The organism is Pseudomonas sp. URMO17WK12:I12, from assembly GCF_000514395.1.
In the GTDB taxonomy this organism is placed as follows: domain Bacteria; phylum Pseudomonadota; class Gammaproteobacteria; order Pseudomonadales; family Pseudomonadaceae; genus Aquipseudomonas; species Aquipseudomonas mucoides.
Genome location: NZ_AZVV01000004.1, coordinates 362,980 through 380,609, shown reverse-complemented (window position 1 = coordinate 380,609; position 17,630 = coordinate 362,980). Strand labels below are relative to the sequence as shown.

Here is a 17,630-nt window from a genome sequence, read left to right as displayed (position 1 = left end):
CATTTTGACTTAGGTAGAGACTTGTCCTGAACCGTTTGGGGAATCATTTAGCCCCATCGGAGTCGGAACAATGCTCGCCAACTTGGCAAGAGTGGTTTGCAAGGTCGGTTTTTTCATGCCGTTGACCGTGCGAACCCTTCAACTGGCCGTTGGTTTTTTGATCTGTTTTCGGCGAGGGTTGCTCGTGATTGTTAGTCCCTGTAATGCACCAAAATTGACTGCCAAACGGTTCCGAAGCGCTCTGGTAGCGGGCTCTGCACTGCTCTGCCTATTCAGCGCCGGCCAGCTTTGGGCATTCAGTCTGGAGGATGTGTCGGTCAAGGCAAAAGAGCTGGCCGCGCAAAAATACGAAGCTCCGCGCAGTAACCTGCCAACCGAGTTCCGCGAGATGAAATTCGCGGACTATCAGAAAATTCGTTTCCTGACCGAGAAGGCCGAGTGGGCGGATCAGAAAACCCCGTTCAAGCTGTCGTTCTATCACCAGGGTATGCATTTCGATACACCGGTGAAAATCAACGAAATCACGGCTAATTCCGTCGAAGAAATCAAATATGACCCGAGTCGTTTCGATTTCGGCGACGTGAAGTTCGATCCTAAGGCCACCGAACAACTGGGTTATGCCGGTTTCCGGGTGCTGTACCCGATCAACAAGGCTGACAAGCAAGACGAAATCATGACCATGCTCGGCGCCAGCTACTTCCGCGTCGTCGGCAAGGGCCACGTTTATGGTTTGTCTGCCCGGGGTATGGCGATTGATACCGCATTGCCATCCGGCGAAGAATTCCCGCGTTTCACCGAGTTCTGGATTCAACAGCCGAAGCCGGGTGACAAGCACCTGGTGATTTTCGCGTTGCTGGATTCGCCGCGTGCGACAGGTGCCTATCGCCTGACCCTGCGTCCGGGCAGCGACACCATTGTCGACGTCAAGGCGCAGATGTTCCTGCGCGACAAGGTCGGCAAGCTGGGTATTGCTCCATTGACCAGCATGTACCTGTTCGGCGCCAACCAGCCTTCGAAAGTGCTGAACTACCGTCGTGAGCTGCACGATTCCAGCGGCCTGGCGATCCATGCCGGCAACGGCGAATGGATCTGGCGTCCGTTGAACAACCCGAAACACCTGTCGGTGAGCAACTTCTCGGTCGAGAACCCGCGTGGTTTCGGTCTGCTGCAACGTGGCCGCGATTTCAGCCACTATGAAGACCTCGACGATCGCTACGACAAGCGCCCAAGCGCCTGGATCGAGCCGAAGGGTGACTGGGGCAAGGGTACCGTGGATCTGGTCGAGATTCCGACCGCCGATGAAACCAACGATAATATCGTGGCTTTCTGGAACCCGGAAAAACTGCCAGAGCCTGGCCAGCCGCTCGATGTTGCCTATCGCATGCACTGGACCATGGACGAAGCTTCCATCCACGCGCCTGACAGTGCCTGGGTCAAACAGACCCTGCGCTCCACCGGTGACGTTAAACAGTCCAACCTGATCCGTCAGCCGGACGGTAGCGTTGCTTATCTGGTGGACTTCGAAGGCCCGTCCCTGGCGGCATTGCCACCGGATGCGGACGTTCGCAGCCAGGTCAGCGTGGGCGACAACGCTGAACTGGTCGAGAACAGCGTGCGTTACAACCCTGAAACCAAGGGCTGGCGCCTGACGCTGCGCATGAAGATCAAGGATGCGAGCAAAGCCACCGAAATGCGCGCGGCCCTGGTTCAGAACATCGTGCCGGCAGACCTGGCCAAGACGTCGGTTCCAGCCTCGAATTCGTCTGTCGCCAAAGCCGACAAGGTTGCCGCCAAGCAACAGGAAAAAGCCGACAAGGAAGCCAAGCAAGCAGAGGCCAAGCAGGCCGATGCCAAGCCGGTTGCAGATGCCAAGGACAAGGCTAATAAAGACGCCAAGCAGCCAGTCGCTGCCGACGCGGCCCCAGCCACACCGGAATCGGCATCGACTGAAGAAGTCCTGACCGAGACCTGGAGCTATCAGTTGTCTGCCGATGAGTAATTCTCAAATACAGCCAGAGACGCTTGCCGAGTATCTAGCGCATCTACCGATGACCGACGAGCAGCGCGCGGAACTCGCGGGCTGCCAGTCCTTCAGCGAATTGCACCAGCGTCTGTCGTCGCAGACGTTCGACGCTCCGACCGAGGCTGCCCAAGCCTCGGTGGGCCGTCGTTTGACCTTGAACACGGCTGAAGAACTGGAAGAAGCGGAAATGCTGGTGGTCGACGCCAGCGGTCGGGTTTGCCTCAAAGCGACCCCGCCGATCCGTCGGACCAAAGTCGTGCCGGAGCCGTGGCGCACCAACATTCTGGTACGTGGCTGGCGCCGCCTGACCGGTCGCACCAATCCGCCGGCTCCGCCGAAAGATGAACGTGTGCTGCCGGCCGCTCGCTGGCGCACTGTGGGTTCGATCCGTCGCTACATTCTGCTGGTATTGATGCTCGGCCAGACCATCGTCGCCGGCTGGTACATGAAAGGCATCATGCCGTACCAGGGCTGGTCGTTCGTCGACCTCAACGAAGTGCTGCATCAACCGCTGCTGCAAACCGCCACACAAGTGCTGCCATACGCATTACAAACCAGCATCCTGATCCTGTTCGGGATTCTGTTCTGCTGGGTGTCGGCCGGTTTCTGGACCGCGCTGATGGGCTTCCTCGAGTTGCTCACAGGGCACGATAAATACCGCATCTCCGGTAAAAGTGCCGGTAATGAGCCGATTCCAAAGGACGCGCGCACCGCACTGGTGATGCCGATCTGCAACGAAGACGTGCCGCGTGTATTTGCCGGTCTGCGGGCGACGTTTGAATCGGTAGCGGCCACGGGTGACCTGGATCGCTTCGACTTCTTCGTCCTCAGCGACAGTAACGACGCCGACATCTGCGTTGCCGAGCAGCAAGCCTGGCTGGACGTCTGCCGCGAAGCCGGTGGCTTCGGCAAGATCTTCTATCGCCGCCGTCGCCGTCGCGTGAAACGTAAAAGCGGCAACCTCGACGACTTCTGCCGTCGTTGGGGCGGTGACTACAAGTACATGGTCGTGCTCGACGCGGACTCCGTGATGAGCGGTGAATGCCTGACCAGCCTGGTGCGCTTGATGGAAGCCACACCGGACGCCGGGATCATCCAGACCGCGCCGCGTGCGTCGGGCATGGACACCTTGTATGCACGGATGCAGCAGTTTGCGACTCGCGTGTACGGTCCGTTGTTTACCGCCGGTCTGCACTTCTGGCAGTTGGGTGAATCCCACTACTGGGGCCACAACGCGATTATCCGCATGAAGCCGTTCATCGAGCACTGCGCCCTGGCGCCATTGCCGGGTAAAGGCGCATTCGCCGGTGCGATCCTGTCCCACGACTTCGTTGAAGCCGCGCTGATGCGCCGTGCCGGCTGGGGCGTGTGGATTGCCTACGATTTGCCGGGCAGCTACGAAGAACTGCCGCCGAACCTGCTGGACGAACTCAAGCGTGACCGTCGCTGGTGCCACGGTAACCTGATGAACTTCCGCCTGTTCCTGGTCAAGGGCATGCACCCGGTTCACCGGGCGGTGTTCCTGACCGGCGTGATGTCTTACCTGTCGGCGCCGTTGTGGTTCTTCTTCCTCGTGCTGTCGACGGCGCTGCTGGCGGTCAACACGCTGATGGAACCGCAATACTTCATGGAGCCGCGACAGCTGTATCCGCTGTGGCCGCAATGGCACCCGGACAAGGCTGTGGCGCTGTTCTCCACGACCATCGTGCTGCTGTTCCTGCCGAAGCTGTTGAGCATCCTCCTGATCTGGGCCAAAGGTGCGAAAGAGTTCGGTGGCAAGTTCAAGGTGACGATGTCGATGCTGCTGGAGGTATTGTTCTCCATGCTGCTGGCGCCGGTGCGGATGATTTTCCACACCCGTTTCGTACTGGCCGCGTTCCTCGGCTGGGCCGCGACCTGGAACTCGCCACAACGTGACGACGATTCCACGCCATGGAGCGAAGCGGTCAAGCGCCACGGTCCGCAGACCTTGCTGGGCTTCTTCTGGGCCTTGCTGGTGATCTGGCTGAACCCGAGCTTCCTGTGGTGGCTGGTGCCGATTGTCGGTTCGTTGATGCTGTCGATTCCGGTGTCGGTGATTTCCAGCCGTGTCGGTCTGGGCTTGAAGTCCCGTGACGAAAGCCTGTTCCTGATCCCTGAGGAATACAATCCGCCGCAGGCGCTGCTGGCCACCGACCAGTACACCCACGAAAACCGTTATCACGCACTGAACGACGGCTTCATCCGGGCGGTGGTCGATCCGCAGCAGAACGCCCTGGCGTGCTCGCTGGCGACTTCTCGTCACGGTCAGGCCGAGCCAATCGAGTGGCTGCGTGTCGAACGGGTTCGTCACGCCTTGAAGGTCGGGCCTGATGGCCTGAACAACAATGAGCGTGTGCAATTGCTGAGTGACCCGGTGGCATTGGGTCGTCTGCATGAGCAGGTCTGGAGTGAAGGTCACCCCGAATGGCTGCAAGCCTGGCGTCAATCGGTGAAAGCCGATCCCCACGCGCCGTTGCTGCCGCTCAAACCGCTGAGCGCACAGCCTCAGTTGGCGTAATAGAAAACCCCGCTCATCCAGCGGGGTTTTTTTTTGCCTGATCGGCGTCAGCCAACAAATCCTGTTTCAGCCCTTGTGCAAACGGGCGAGTAGTTTAGGATCCGTCCCCGAATTGGTGCGCCCGGATAATTTTTGTCCGTATGGGGGCGTTTCCTGAGGGAAGCCGCCGTTTTTGCGCGCCTCACACCGCAATGGTTTTGGGGACATGATGATGAAGAAGTATCTCTCGATGCTGCTGGTCGGCGTCACGGCATTGGTTGCAGTCAGCGCGGCGCAGGCCGGTGCCATCGATGACGCGGTCAAGCGCGGCACGCTGAAAGTCGGCATGGACCCGACCTACATGCCGTTCGAGATGACCAACAAGCGCGGCGAGATCATCGGTTTCGAAGTCGACATCCTCAAAGCCATGTCCAAAGCCATGGGCGTCAAGCTGGAGCTGGTGTCCACCGCCTACGACGGCATCATCCCGGCCCTGATGACCGACAAGTTCGACATGATCGGCAGCGGGATGACCCTGACCCAGGAACGCAACCTGCGCCTGAACTTCAGCGAACCGTTTATCGTCGTCGGTCAGACCCTGCTGATCCGCAAAGAGCTGGAAGGCACCATCAAGTCCTATAAGGACTTGAACACCGCCGACTACCGCATCACCTCCAAGCTCGGCACCACCGGCGAGATGGTCGCCAAGAAGCTGATCTCCAAAGCCAAATACCACGGCTATGACAATGAACAGGAAGCGGTGCTGGACGTGGTCAATGGCAAGGCTGATGCCTTCATCTACGACGCGCCGTACAACGTGGTGGCGGTGAGCAAGGTTGGCGCCGGCAAACTGGTGTTCCTCGACAAGCCGTTCACGTACGAGCCGCTGGCCTTCGGCCTGAAGAAGGGTGACTACGACAGCATCAACTTCATCAACAACTTCCTGCACCAGATCCACGAAGACGGCACCTACGATCGCATCCATGACAAGTGGTTCAAAGACACCGCTTGGCTCAAGGACATGGAGTAACGCTGACAAGCGGCGTTCGGTCAGTTAGACCGCGCCGCCCCAATCGCGGGCAAGCCCGCTCCCACAGTGATCTGGGTGAACACAAATTTTGTGTCCGGCGCAGAACCTTGTGGGAGCAGGCTTGCCCGCGATGACGGCCTTCCCGGCGACACAGAATTCGGAAGCTTCAAAGCAAATGAAACAAAAAAAAATCCAATGGCCCTGGCACGTTTTAACCGTGCTGGTGCTGATCGGCCTGGCCGGCGCGTTGTATTACGCCACCTCGCTGATGTCCTACGAATGGCGCTGGAACCGAGTGCCGCAATACTTCGCCTACCACGCCGAAGAATCCCAGCGCGCCGCCGACATCTCCACCGTCAGCGAACTGGTGCGCACGGGCGATAAAGCCGAAGTCACCCTGCGCAACGACGCGGGTGATGAGCAGCGCGTGACCGTCGACGACAACAGCCTGCAAGTCGCCCAAGGCGATGATGTGGCCGAAGGCGATGTGATCGGCGTGACACGCCATTGGGCCGCCGGTCCACTGCTTTGGGGGCTGTGGACCACGTTGTGGTTGTCCGTGGTGTCTGGCGTACTCGGTCTGTTGATCGGTCTCGTCACCGGTTTGTGCCGGCTGTCGAGCAACCCGACCCTGCGCGACCTCTCGACCATTTACGTCGAACTGGTCCGTGGCACACCGCTGCTGGTACAGATCTTCATTTTCTATTTCTTCATCGGCACCGTGATGAACCTGTCCCGGGAATTCGCCGGGATCGCGGCGTTGTCGCTGTTCACGGGCGCCTACGTCGCGGAAATCATCCGTTCCGGCGTGCAGTCCATCGCCCGCGGCCAGAACGAAGCCGCGCGTTCGTTGGGGCTGAGCGCTGGCCAGTCGATGCGCCACGTGGTGATGCCTCAAGCCTTGAAGCGGGTATTGCCGCCCCTGGCCGGGCAATTCATCAGCCTGGTCAAGGACACGTCGCTGGTTTCGGTCATCGCAATTACCGAACTGTTGAAAAGCGGTCGTGAAGTCATCACCACCTCGTTCTCGCCATTCGAAATCCTGTTCTGCGTGGCCGGGTTGTACCTGTTGATCAACCTGCCGCTGTCGAAAATTGCCAGCCGGCTTGAGCGGAGGCTCGCGCAAAGTGATTGAAGTTCGCGATCTGGTAAAAGTCTTCGATACCCGCGGCCAGGTGGTTCGCGCGGTGGATAACGTCACCACGCACGTGGCCAAGGGTGAAGTGCTGGTGGTGATCGGCCCGTCCGGCTCCGGCAAATCGACCTTCCTGCGCTGCCTTAATGGCCTGGAAGCATTCGACTCGGGTTCGGTGAGCATTGACGGTCTGCAACTGGCCGACCCGAAAACCGACGTCAACGCCTACCGGCGCGAGGTCGGCATGGTGTTTCAGCACTTCAACCTGTTCCCGCATATGACCGTGCTGGAAAACCTCTGCCTGGCGCAGAAAGTCGTGCGCAAACGCGGCAAGAAAGAGCGCGAGGCCAAGGCCCTGGCGTTGCTGGAAAAGGTCGGCATTGCACAGAAAGCCCACGAGTTTCCGTCGCGTCTGTCCGGCGGCCAGCAACAGCGCGTGGCGATTGCCCGGGCGTTGGCCATGGAGCCGAAGGTCATGTTGTTCGATGAGCCGACCTCGGCGCTGGACCCGGAAATGGTCGGCGAAGTGCTGGACGTGATGAAAACCCTGGCCGTGGAAGGCATGACCATGGTTTGCGTCACCCATGAAATGGGCTTTGCGCGGGAAGTGGCGGATCGGGTGTTGTTCTTCGATCACGGCAAATTGCTGGAAGATGCGTCACCGGCGGAGTTCTTTGATGCGCCGAAGGATGCGCGGGCGCAGGCGTTTTTGCGTCAGGTTCTCTAGTCGACCGTTCCCACGCTCTGCGTGGGAACGATCAGTCCGCATCACCTCAAACCTTGAACCTGCCCACCAGCATCTGCAGATGCGTTCCCAGCCGCGCCAGCTCAATACTGGATGCCGCCGTCTCTTCACTGGCTGCCGAGGTCTGCTCGGACACGTCACGCACGTTCAGCACGCTACGGTTGATCTCCTCGGCCACTGCCGTTTGCTGCTCGGCAGCGGCGGCGATCTGTTGATTCATCGACTGAATCGCCGACACGGTGCGGGTGATGCTTTCCAGTGAGCCCCCGGCGCGGCGGGTCAGTTCGACGCTGCTGTCGGTCAGGACGCGGCTGTTGTCCATGATCGTGGCGACTTGCTGGGTGCCGTTTTGCAAGCCGACGATCAGCTCTTCGATTTCTTCGGTGGACTTCTGGGTGCGTTGCGCCAGGCTGCGAACTTCATCGGCCACCACCGCAAAACCGCGTCCGGCTTCACCGGCACGGGCGGCTTCGATGGCGGCGTTGAGGGCCAGCAGATTGGTTTGCTGGGCCACGGATTTGATGACGTCGAGCACGCTGCCGATCTTGTCGCTTTCGCGTTTGAGATCGCCCATCGCGGCGGTGGAATTGCCAACTTCGAGGGCCAGGCGTTCGATCTGGGCGATGGCTTCGCCGACCACTTTGTCACCTTCGCGGGCTTGCTGATCGGCGGCGACGGCGGCTTCGGAGGCTTCTTCGGCATTGCGTGCGACTTCTTGCACGGTCGCGGTCATTTCGTTCATTGCGGTCGCTACCTGATCGGTCTCGACTTTCTGGCTGTTGACCCCGGCACTGGTCTGCTCGGTGACCGCCGACAACTCTTCGGCGGCGCTGGCGATTTGTGTAACGCCGTCGCTGATGCCGCCGATCAGTTCCCGCAGGCCCAGGGTCATGCTCTGCATGGCACGCTGAAGCTGGCCGAGTTCGTCGCGACGCTTGGAGGTCAGGTTGTGAGTCAGGTCGCCGGCGGCCACACGTTCAGCCACTTTCAGGGTCTGGTTCAGCGGGATGACGATCTGGCGAGTGATCGCCCAGGCTGCGACTATGCCGAAGGCCAGGGCCAGGGCGGTGGCCATCAGCAGCATGTTCTTGGCGTGAGCCGCATCGGTGTCGCGGACGATGGTTTGCGACACGGTGAGTTTTTTGCTGACGTCGAGCAGGATATCGCCTTGCTCGGCCATGCGCACGAGTGCGGCAGCACTGGCGACCTGGGAGTCACGGTACTGGCTGACGGCGGCACGGTAGGCCTTGAGCGAATCGGTCGCCTGTTGCAGGTTGGCGGTGTGTTCTTCCGGCAGTTTGGACGGCAGGCTTTCGAGGTTTTTCAGGGCGTTGTCGATGGCGTCCAGCGCCGGTTGTTCGGCTTCGGGCTTGGCGCTGTAGGTGTAGCCGCGAACCTGGAAGCGCGCTTGCTGAATCAATTTGCTCAAATCGATCACGCTATTGAACTGGGCGACGTTGTCGCCTTGCAGCAGGGATTTCTCGACTTCGGCGACGCGGGCGACGGCGTTGTCGGCCGTGGCCCCGAGTTTGCTGCGCGCGTCTTCGCGGTTGGCACCGGCCTGGATCATCGCGCTGAACGCTTGTTTGTACTGGCTGACGGCGGCCAATTGCTGGTCAACCATTGCCGCGTCGGCCGGTTGCTCAATCAGTTTGCGAGCGGTTTGCAGGCCCGCATCGAGTTGCGCCAGCTTGTCGTTGACCGCCCCCGGGCCTTGTTCGCCCCGGCGCATTTCATAGTCCAGACGGGCCAGGCGCAGGTCTTTGGTCAGGTCATTGAGGCTGGCGATGAACCCGAGCTTGTCGCCACGGCTCGTCACGTCGCTCAGGCCAGTCCAGCCGGTGAAGGTGATCAACAGGGTAAGCAACAGCACCAGACCGAAACCGATTCCCAGTTTGCGATTGACGCTGATGTTCCCCAGATTCTCGGCTAGCCATTGGTACATGCTACAACTCCCTGGACCACTGATTGGTTTTGTGGGAACTGTATCGGCAGGCAAAGCCGGTTCTGTAGGGCGGAAAAAGACTGGCGACGATCACATCCCTTGTAGCAGCAGGCTTCGCCAGCTGCTACAAGGGGCCGTGTTAGAACAGGCGGGCGAGCAGGGCGGTGACGGCGGTCTCGACGCGCAGGATGCGCTCGCCGAGCTGCACCGGTTGCAGGCCGGACTTGCCCAGCAGGTCGATCTCGTAAGGGATCCAGCCACCTTCGGGGCCGATGGCCAGGGTCACCGGTTCGTCGAGGCCGCGGGGGCAAGGCGGGTAGTTTCCGGGATGTCCGACCAGGCCGAGGGTGCCCTCGGTGATCGCCGGCAGACGGTCCTCAACGAAGGGCTTGAAGCGCTTCTCGATAACGATCTCGGGCAGCACACTGTCCCGGGCCTGTTCGAGGCCGAGGATCAATTGTTCGCGAATCGCCTCGGGTTCCAGGAACGGGGTTTGCCAGAAGCTCTTCTCGACGCGATAGCTGTTCACCAGCACGACGCGCGGCACACCCATGGCGGCCACGGTCTGAAACACCCTGCGCAGCATTTTCGGGCGCGGCAGGGCCAACACCAGGGTCAACGGCAGCTTGTTCGGGGGCGGTTGGTCGAGGGTGACGCGCAATTCGGCTTCAGCGGCGTCCAGGCGCAACACCTCGGCCGCGCCCATCAATCCGCCGATCCGACCGACACGCAGGCTGTCACCGACTTCGCAGCGGTGAACTTCCTGCATGTGCGTCAACCGGCGATCACGCAGGATCACCCGGTCGGCCGCAATGAAATCGGCTTCTTCGAGCAGCAGCAGGTTCACGGTTGGGTCGCTGGCGGCTGGTCGTTGTGATCGTCAACCGGTTGGTCGTCCGGATGCTCGCCACGTTTGCTGATCAGGCTGCCAAACAGGATGCCGATCTCGAACAGCAGCCACATCGGTACCGCCAACAGCGTCTGCGAGAAGATGTCCGGCGGCGTCAGGATCATGCCGACCACGAAGCAGCCGATGACCACGTACGGGCGGATTTTCTTCAGGTATTTGACGTCGACCACGCCGATCCACACCAGCAGCACCACGGCCACCGGAATTTCGAACGCCACGCCAAAGGCGAAGAACAGCGTCATGACGAAATCGAGGTAGCTGGTGATGTCGGTCATCATTTCCACGCCGGCCGGGGTGGCGGCGGCGAAGAACTTGAAGATCAACGGGAACACCAGGTAATAGGCGAACGCCATGCCGGTGTAGAACAGCACGATGCTGGACATCAGCAGCGGCACCGCGATGCGCTTTTCATGCTTGTACAGGCCCGGTGCGATGAAGCCCCAGATCTGGTGCAGGATCACCGGGATCGCCAGGAACAGCGAGACCATCATGGTCAGCTTCAGCGGCGTCAGGAAGGGTGACGACACGTCGGTGGCGATCATCGTCGCGCCGGCGGGCAGGTACGCGCGCAGCGGCGTGGAGACGAAGGTGTATATCTGCTGGGTAAAGGCAAACAACCCGGCGAAGATGATGAAAATCGCCGCTACGCAGCGCAGCAGACGGGTACGCAACTCGGTGAGGTGCGAAACCAGCGGCATGTGCTGGTCGTTTTCGGGGAGATCGCTCATGGGGCTCGCGGCGGCAGTGTTGGGTCATGAGGGGCCGGCGCTGTCGGCGCGGCGGCAGGAGCAACCGGTGGTGCTGATACAACGGACTCAGGTTGCGCAGTCGCTACAACAGGTGCTGGCGCAGGCGTTGGTTCAGTGGCGGCGACAGGCGCGTGAATCGTCTGTTCCCCCACATGCTCCACCGGCGTCGGCTCCTGCTGGGTCGGCGAGAAAATCTTCCGCGCCTCCTGCTCCAGCGACAGAATGTGCTCGTTGTGCAGCTGCCGACGAATCTCGTCGGCACCGATTTCACGTTCAACTTCCTGTTTGATCGCGTTGAAGCTGCGCTTCAAGCGCCCGACCCACAGGCCGGCGGTGCGCGCAGCACCCGGCAAGCGCTCAGGCCCCAGCACCAGCAGGGCCACTAGGCCGACGAGCAACAGTTCAGAGAAGCTGATACCAAACATTAGTCAGTGCTCACACGTCTTTGCGGATCGGCTCTTCGACTTTTTGTGCCTGCACGTCGATGGTGTGCGGCTGGTTCACGGACTGCGTAGTCTGTGGCTGAACAGGTGGAACCGGTTGCGCCGGGGTCACGGTCGGATCGGCCGGTTTTTCGTCGTCGTTCATGGCTTTCTTGAAGCCCTTGATCGACTCGCCCACGTCCGTGCCGAGGTTTTTCAGTTTCTTGGTGCCGAATACCAATACGACAACAACCAGGATGACGATCCAGTGTTTCCAGTCAAAAATGCCCATGTTGCTGCTCCTCTCTAATAATTGTTCAGGCGGACGGGCGCGAGGCTTTCTCGGCGTGTCCGGACAGACCGAAGCGACGGTCCAGTTCATCAAGTACAGCCTGCGGATGCTGCCCCAGTTGGGCGAGCATGACCATGCTGTGGAACCACAAATCGGCGGTCTCGTAGATCACATCGCTGCAGTCGCCGCTGATGGCGGCGTCCTTGGCGGCAATGATGGTTTCGACCGACTCTTCGCCGACTTTTTCCAGAATCTTGTTCAAGCCCTTATGGTACAGGCTGGCGACATACGAGCTGTCGGCAGCGGCGCCTTTGCGCTCTTCCAGCACTGCGGCCAGGCGGGTCAGAGTGTCACTCATGTTTGTGTCCTGCGGAATAGATGGCGTGCGGATCTTTCAGGACCGGGTCGACCGTTGTCCAGTCGCCGTTCTCATAGACGCGGTAGAAGCAGCTTTGGCGGCCGGTATGACAGGCGATGTCGCCGATCTGCTCGACCATCAGGATGATCACGTCGGCGTCGCAGTCCAGGCGCATCTCATGCAGGGTTTGCACGTGGCCGGACTCTTCGCCCTTGCGCCACAGCTTGCCACGCGAACGCGACCAGTAAATGGCACGGTTCTCGGCAGCAGTCAGTTCCAGCGCTTCACGGTTCATCCAGGCCATCATCAGGACGCGCCCGGTCTTGTGATCCTGGGCAATCGCCGGCACCAGGCCATCAGCGTCCCACTTGATCTCGTCCAGCCAGTTTTTCATCTTCCACTCCGACAGCGGGCTTCGCACTTCATTAGCCTGGCCCAACGTTCAAACAGTGTGCCAGTGGATCACACAACTGGCTATCGGCGAACGACCAGATACAAACCAACGGCCACCATGATTCCCCCGGGCCAATGACCCAGTTCGTTCAGTGGTCCACCGGCCAGCAGAATAACGCCGCCCGCCAGGTGGGCGCAGCCGAGCAGGCGCAAGAACCAGTCATCCTTGCGTTTATGCCACGGTGGTGGCGGGTCGTAGGCGTGGGGTTGGGACATGCGTTCGAGCAGGTCGCGGGCCATGTTGGCCAGGTGCGGCAGCTGTTCGAACTGGCTCTGCACGTTGCCGAGCAAGGCTTTGGGGCTGACGCGCTCGCGCATCCAGCGTTCAAGGAACGGCTGCGCGGTGTTCCACAAGTCCAGGTCCGGGTACAGCTGACGGCCCAGGCCTTCGATGTTCAACAGGGTTTTTTGCAACAGCACGAGCTGCGGCTGAACTTCCATGTTGAAGCGTCGAGCGGTCTGGAAAAGGCGCATCAGAACTTGGCCGAAGGAAATATCTTTTAACGGTTTTTCAAAGATCGGCTCGCACACGGTGCGGATCGCTGCTTCGAATTCGTTGAGTTTGGTTTCCGCCGGCACCCAGCCCGAATCGATGTGCAATTGCGCCACACGCCGGTAATCACGCTTGAAGAAGGCGAACAGGTTGCGGGCCAGGTAGTCCTGGTCTTCCGGGGTCAGGCTGCCGACGATACCGCAGTCGATCGCAATGTACTGCGGGCTCCACGGGTTGACGGTGCTGACGAAGATATTGCCGGGGTGCATGTCGGCGTGGAAAAAACTGTCGCGGAACACCTGGGTGAAGAAGATCTCCACGCCGCGTTCGGCGAGCATTTTCATGTCGGTGCGCTGGTCGGCCAGGGTGGTCAGGTCGGTGACCTGGATGCCGTAGATGCGCTCCATCACCAACACTTTCGGGCGGCACCAGTCCCAATAGACTTGTGGCACGTAGAGCAGCGGCGAGCCTTCGAAGTTGCGCTTCAGCTGGCTGGCGTTGGCCGCTTCGCGCAGCAGGTCGAGTTCGTCGTAGATGGTTTTTTCGTAGTCGCTGACCACGTCCACCGGGTGCAGCAGGCGCGCGTCGGCCGAGAGCTTTTCAGCAGCGCGGGCCAGAATGAACAGCCACGCCAGATCCTGGGCGATGATCGGTTTGAGGCCCGGGCGGATCACCTTGACCACCACTTCTTCGCCGGTTTTCAACTGCGCGGCATGCACCTGCGCCACCGAAGCGGACGCCAGCGGCTCGACGTCGAAACGGCTGAACACTTCACTGATTTTCTTGCCGAGCTGCTCTTCGATCAGCTTGACCGACACTTGCGAGTCGAACGGCGGCACACGGTCCTGCAGTTTCATCAGCTCGTCGGCGATGTCTTCCGGCAACAGGTCGCGGCGGGTGGACAGGATCTGCCCGAACTTGATGAAGATAGGCCCCAGGTCCTGCAACGCCAGGCGCAATCGCGCGCCACGGCTCAGGTCCAGCGTCTTGCGCGGGAACCAGCGCCACGGCAGCGCGTAACGCAGTGCCAGCAGAAACCACGGCAGCGGCAGGGCAAACAGCAGGTCATCGAGGCGGTAACGAATCACAACGCGCTGGATGCGCAACAAACGGCGGACGGCAAGCAGCTTCATGCGTTATCGCTTGGGTCGAGGGATCGGGAAAGGCGCTCGAAGCGCGCCTCGAGTCGTTCCAGATCGAGTTTGATCTGGTCCAGTTCACTGAATCGGGCTTCGGCTTCGCGCTGACCGACAAGGGTGCGCGACTCTTCAGCCAGGTATTCGCCGAGGTTCTGCCCCAGGCTGGCGAACCCTTGCTGATACCAGCGGGCGCGACTGCGCAGGTGACCGCCAACCAGTTGTGTGGCCACCGGCCCCAGCCAGCGCGAGAGTTCGTACTCCCAGTCCAGTTCGAGGTCCTGAAGGATCGCCGCCAGTTCCAGCAGCACGCCGCTGTCACCGTCGAGTTCGACTTCAGGGCCATGCAGGACCGAAGTCTTGTCCTTGCTCATCGCCAGTTTCAACAGGCTCGAAGCCGGTGCTCGCAGGGTGCAGTCGGCGCCGGTTTCCCAGTGGGAAGCGAGCATCAGGCCTTCATCGCTGGGCAGGATGAACAGCTGCAATGCCGGGCTGCGGCAGTCGACGGCAATCACCCGGCCGCTCAAATGCGCCAGCCGCGGCAGCGCGGTGCTGTCGAGACGCAGCACCCGGTTCAGGCCGAGTTCAACGCTGGCGAGCAGGCCGGCCAGCAACATCAGGGTTTGATGCCGCGGTGCAGGGCGACGATGCCTGCGGTCATGTTGTGGTAGGTCACGCGGTCGAAACCGGCCTCGACCATCATCGACTTCAGGGTTTCCTGATTCGGGTGCATGCGGATCGACTCGGCCAGGTAGCGATAGCTTTCCGAGTCGTTGGTGATCAGCTTGCCCATCAGTGGCATGAAGGCGAACGAGTAGGCGTCGTAGGCCTTGGACATCAGCGCGTTGGTTGGCTTGGAAAACTCCAGCACCAACAGGCGACCGCCAGGCTTGAGCACGCGCAGCATCGAACGCAGGGCGTCTTCCTTGTGCGTCACGTTGCGCAGGCCGAAGGCGATGGTCACGCAGTCGAAATGGTTGTCCGGGAACGGCAGCTTTTCAGCGTCGGCCTGAACGAATTCGACGTTGCCGGCCACACCGAGGTCCAGCAGGCGGTCACGACCGACCTTGAGCATGGATTCGTTGATGTCGGCCAACACCACCTGGCCGGTCGGGCCGACGAGGTGTGAGAATTTCTTGGTCAGGTCGCCCGTGCCGCCGGCGATGTCCAGCACGCGATTGCCGGTGCGCACGCCCGAAAGCTCGATTGCGAAACGCTTCCACAAACGGTGCATGCCGCCCGACAGGAGGTCATTCATCAAGTCGTACTTGGCGGCTACCGAATGGAAAACCTCAGCGACTTTTTCCGCTTTTTGGCTTTCCGGAACGTTTTTGAAACCAAAGTGAGTGGTGGGTTCGGCATCGCTGCCTTTGCGCTGATCAGTCATATCGCTGTCACCAGAAGAGAATGCGGGACATTCTAATCCCCAAGGCATGCTTTGTCTTGGCAAGGCTGAAGGTAAGATGGGCAACCACCGGGACGTTTTGACGCAGTCATGGTCAAGATGCTTCAGGAAAGTATCCATAAAGCAGGAGTCATTCGATGGCCCGTATTAGTGTTGAACGTGCCCACGGCCTGGGCAAGGAAGCGGCCCGCGAGAAGGCCGACAAGCTGGCGCAGAAACTGTCCGATCAATACGGCCTGGAGCCGCAGTGGTCCGGTGACACGCTGAACCTCAAGCGCTCCGGAGTGAAAGGCGCGGTGCATGTCAGCGAAGATTCGATCCGCGTCGATGTGGAGTTGGGCCTGATGATGTCGGCCATGAGCGGCATGATCAAATCTGAAATCGAAAAGGCCCTCGATAAAGCGTTGGTCTGATCCGGTTCTTTCTGTGAAACACGATCCCTGTGGGAGCGGGCTTGCCCGCGAAGAGGCCGGAACATCCGCAATACATTTTGTGGTTGATCCATCGTCTTCGCGGGCAAGCCCGCTCCCACAGGTTGGTTGGCGTTCCGACTACTTGTTTATGTCAGTTGTTAGGGTGCCGTTTCTAATTTTTCTCCCTACTTTGTGCCTGAGCCCGACACTTGTCCGGGCAGTTCCTCAAACCTTCTGCGCGTGAGGTGCACCATGGCCAAAGTTATTTTGAAGAAAAAAATCGACGCATCGACCACCGCTCTGGGCGACGTCAAATCCTATGCCCGCAAGATCTGGCTGGCTGGCCTGGGTGCCTACGCCAAGGTCGGGCAAGAGGGTAGCGAGTACTTTCAAGAGTTGATCAAGGCGGGTCAAACTGTTGAAAAGAAAGGCAAAAAAGTAGTGGCTGAAAAGCTTGAAGCCGCTAACGCCGAGATCGTTGAAGCCAAGAGTGAAGTGAGTACTTTCAAAGGCAAGGTCGAAGTTCAACTCGACAAGGTCGAGAAGGCTTTTGACTCGCGTGTCGCAAGTGCCTTGAATCGTATCGGCATTCCGTCTAAACATGACGTTGAGACACTCTCTGCTAAGCTCGATGAGCTGACGGCATTGCTCGAACGCGTCGCGCGTAAATCTTAAGGAGAACGGGATGGCTGTTAAAAAGAACACCGAAAAAGAAGGCAGCTCGTGGATCGGGAAAGTCGAAGACTACTCCCGCAAAATCTGGCTGGCTGGTTTAGGCGTGTACTCGAAGATCGACACTGACGGCAGCAAGCTCTTCGATACATTGGTCAAAGACGGCGAGAAAGCCGAGAAGCTCACCAAGAACGCTGTTGGCAAGAAAGTCGACGCCGCCAAGGATTCTGCTTCGTCGGCCAAGTCGCGCATCACTGGCGTTAAAGATCGCGCGCTGGGCAAATGGGATGAGCTGGAAGGGGCTTTCGACAAGCGCCTGAACAGTGCCATTTCGCGCCTCGGTGTCCCGAGCCGCAACGAAGTGAAAGCACTGCACAGCAAGGTCGATACCCTGACCAAGCAAATCGAAAAACTCACCGGTGCCAAGGTTGCGCCTGTTGCGGCGAAAACCGCAGCGGCCAAGCCAGCGGCTAAAACCGCTGCCAAGCCACTGGCCAAAGCCGCCGCTAAACCGGCTGCCAAACCTGCTGCGAAAGCAGCGGCCAAGCCTGCTGCCAAAACTGCCGCAGCAAAACCTGCTGCTGCCAAGCCAGCGGCTAAACCGGTTGCCGCTAAAGCAGCCGCCAAGCCAGCGGCTAAACCAGCTGCCAAAACCGCAGCTGCCAAACCGGCCGCCAAGCCAGCAGCAAAACCTGCTGCAGCGAAGAAGCCAGCGGTGAAAAAACCGGCAGCGCCGAAAGCCGCCGCACCAAAACCAGCAGTGGCTGCTGTTGCCAAACCGGCAACCCCGGCCGCCCCGGTCAGCGCATCGAACTCTGCAACCGCGCCGACCCCTGCCGTAACCCCGACTGTAGCGCCAGCAACGACGCCAACCAGTCAGTCCTGATTTTCAGGGCTCAAAAAAACGCCCGGCCTGCCAAGGTCGGGCGTT

Annotated in this window: 18 protein-coding genes and 1 pseudogene; 8 read left to right on the top strand and 11 right to left on the bottom strand. The window is 60.0% G+C overall.

Annotated features, from left to right (window positions below; genetic code table 11):
- The first annotated feature begins 184 nt into the window (after positions 1-184).
- From D882_RS0104485 to D882_RS0104465, 5 genes are all read left to right on the top strand, one after another.
- Positions 185-1,999 carry a glucan biosynthesis protein G gene (locus D882_RS0104485; RefSeq protein ID WP_027922128.1) on the top strand — a complete coding sequence of 605 codons (1,815 nt, stop codon included), beginning with the start codon at positions 185-187 and terminating at the stop codon, positions 1,997-1,999.
- The gene (gene mdoH, locus D882_RS0104480) at positions 1,992-4,562 is read left to right on the top strand and encodes a glucans biosynthesis glucosyltransferase MdoH (protein WP_027922127.1); all 2,571 of its coding nucleotides are present in this window, start codon (positions 1,992-1,994) and stop codon (positions 4,560-4,562) included. Before D882_RS0104485 ends, mdoH begins: the two co-directional genes overlap by 8 nt.
- A gap of 211 nt (positions 4,563-4,773) precedes the next feature.
- On the top strand, positions 4,774-5,571 hold the full coding sequence (locus D882_RS0104475; RefSeq protein ID WP_027922126.1) for a transporter substrate-binding domain-containing protein: 798 nt from the start codon (positions 4,774-4,776) through the stop codon (positions 5,569-5,571).
- Positions 5,572-5,746: 175 nt separating this feature from the next.
- Complete coding sequence (locus D882_RS0104470; protein ID WP_027922125.1) at positions 5,747-6,706, top strand: amino acid ABC transporter permease; 960 nt, start codon at positions 5,747-5,749, stop codon at positions 6,704-6,706.
- Positions 6,699-7,433 (top strand): amino acid ABC transporter ATP-binding protein, encoded by a 735-nt coding sequence (locus D882_RS0104465; protein ID WP_027922124.1) that lies wholly within the window; start codon positions 6,699-6,701, stop codon positions 7,431-7,433. The genes D882_RS0104470 and D882_RS0104465 overlap by 8 nt, the downstream gene beginning before the upstream one ends.
- 46 nt (positions 7,434-7,479) lie before the next feature.
- On the opposite strand, the gene D882_RS1000000133455 is transcribed toward D882_RS0104465, so the two are convergent.
- From D882_RS1000000133455 to ubiE, 11 genes and pseudogenes are all read right to left on the bottom strand, one after another.
- Complete coding sequence (locus D882_RS1000000133455; protein ID WP_371258938.1) at positions 7,480-8,193, bottom strand: methyl-accepting chemotaxis protein; 714 nt, start codon at positions 8,191-8,193, stop codon at positions 7,480-7,482.
- Positions 8,194-8,337: 144 nt separating this feature from the next.
- Positions 8,338-9,396: pseudogene (locus D882_RS1000000133450) on the bottom strand (methyl-accepting chemotaxis protein); the annotation flags it as partial.
- A gap of 139 nt (positions 9,397-9,535) precedes the next feature.
- Positions 9,536-10,243 carry a 16S rRNA (uracil(1498)-N(3))-methyltransferase gene (locus tag D882_RS0104455; RefSeq protein WP_027922122.1) on the bottom strand — a complete coding sequence of 236 codons (708 nt, stop codon included), beginning with the start codon at positions 10,241-10,243 and terminating at the stop codon, positions 9,536-9,538.
- Positions 10,240-11,034 (bottom strand): twin-arginine translocase subunit TatC, encoded by a 795-nt coding sequence (gene tatC, locus D882_RS0104450; protein ID WP_027922121.1) that lies wholly within the window; start codon positions 11,032-11,034, stop codon positions 10,240-10,242. The genes D882_RS0104455 and tatC overlap by 4 nt, the downstream gene beginning before the upstream one ends.
- Positions 11,031-11,480, bottom strand: a complete 450-nt coding sequence (tatB, locus tag D882_RS0104445) for a Sec-independent protein translocase protein TatB (RefSeq protein ID WP_027922120.1) — start codon at positions 11,478-11,480, stop codon at positions 11,031-11,033. Before tatB ends, tatC begins: the two co-directional genes overlap by 4 nt.
- Positions 11,481-11,490: 10 nt before the next feature.
- A complete protein-coding gene (locus tag D882_RS0104440) occupies positions 11,491-11,769 on the bottom strand; it encodes a twin-arginine translocase TatA/TatE family subunit (protein WP_010464483.1) in 279 nt (92 codons plus the stop codon).
- A gap of 25 nt (positions 11,770-11,794) precedes the next feature.
- A complete protein-coding gene (locus D882_RS0104435; RefSeq protein WP_027922119.1) occupies positions 11,795-12,127 on the bottom strand; it encodes a phosphoribosyl-ATP diphosphatase in 333 nt (110 codons plus the stop codon).
- On the bottom strand, positions 12,120-12,521 hold the full coding sequence (gene hisI, locus D882_RS0104430) for a phosphoribosyl-AMP cyclohydrolase (protein WP_007989281.1): 402 nt from the start codon (positions 12,519-12,521) through the stop codon (positions 12,120-12,122). Before hisI ends, D882_RS0104435 begins: the two co-directional genes overlap by 8 nt.
- 80 nt (positions 12,522-12,601) lie before the next feature.
- The gene (gene ubiB / locus D882_RS0104425) at positions 12,602-14,206 is read right to left on the bottom strand and encodes a ubiquinone biosynthesis regulatory protein kinase UbiB (RefSeq protein ID WP_027922118.1); all 1,605 of its coding nucleotides are present in this window, start codon (positions 14,204-14,206) and stop codon (positions 12,602-12,604) included.
- Positions 14,203-14,826, bottom strand: a complete 624-nt coding sequence (locus tag D882_RS0104420; protein ID WP_027922117.1) for an SCP2 domain-containing protein — start codon at positions 14,824-14,826, stop codon at positions 14,203-14,205. The genes ubiB and D882_RS0104420 overlap by 4 nt, the downstream gene beginning before the upstream one ends.
- On the bottom strand, positions 14,826-15,596 hold the full coding sequence (gene ubiE, locus D882_RS0104415; protein WP_007948968.1) for a bifunctional demethylmenaquinone methyltransferase/2-methoxy-6-polyprenyl-1,4-benzoquinol methylase UbiE: 771 nt from the start codon (positions 15,594-15,596) through the stop codon (positions 14,826-14,828). Before ubiE ends, D882_RS0104420 begins: the two co-directional genes overlap by 1 nt.
- A 155-nt stretch (positions 15,597-15,751) precedes the next feature.
- Here ubiE and D882_RS0104410 point away from each other — a divergent pair, with 155 nt between their 5' ends.
- The 3 genes from D882_RS0104410 (at position 15,752) to D882_RS0104400 (ending at position 17,585) form a co-directional block, all read left to right on the top strand.
- Complete coding sequence (locus D882_RS0104410) at positions 15,752-16,027, top strand: polyhydroxyalkanoic acid system family protein (protein ID WP_027922116.1); 276 nt, start codon at positions 15,752-15,754, stop codon at positions 16,025-16,027.
- Positions 16,028-16,279: 252 nt separating this feature from the next.
- Positions 16,280-16,702, top strand: coding sequence for a phasin family protein (locus D882_RS0104405; protein ID WP_027922115.1), 423 nt, complete (start codon positions 16,280-16,282; stop codon positions 16,700-16,702).
- A gap of 10 nt (positions 16,703-16,712) precedes the next feature.
- Positions 16,713-17,585 carry a phasin family protein gene (locus D882_RS0104400; RefSeq protein WP_027922114.1) on the top strand — a complete coding sequence of 291 codons (873 nt, stop codon included), beginning with the start codon at positions 16,713-16,715 and terminating at the stop codon, positions 17,583-17,585.
- Positions 17,586-17,630 lie beyond the last annotated feature (45 nt).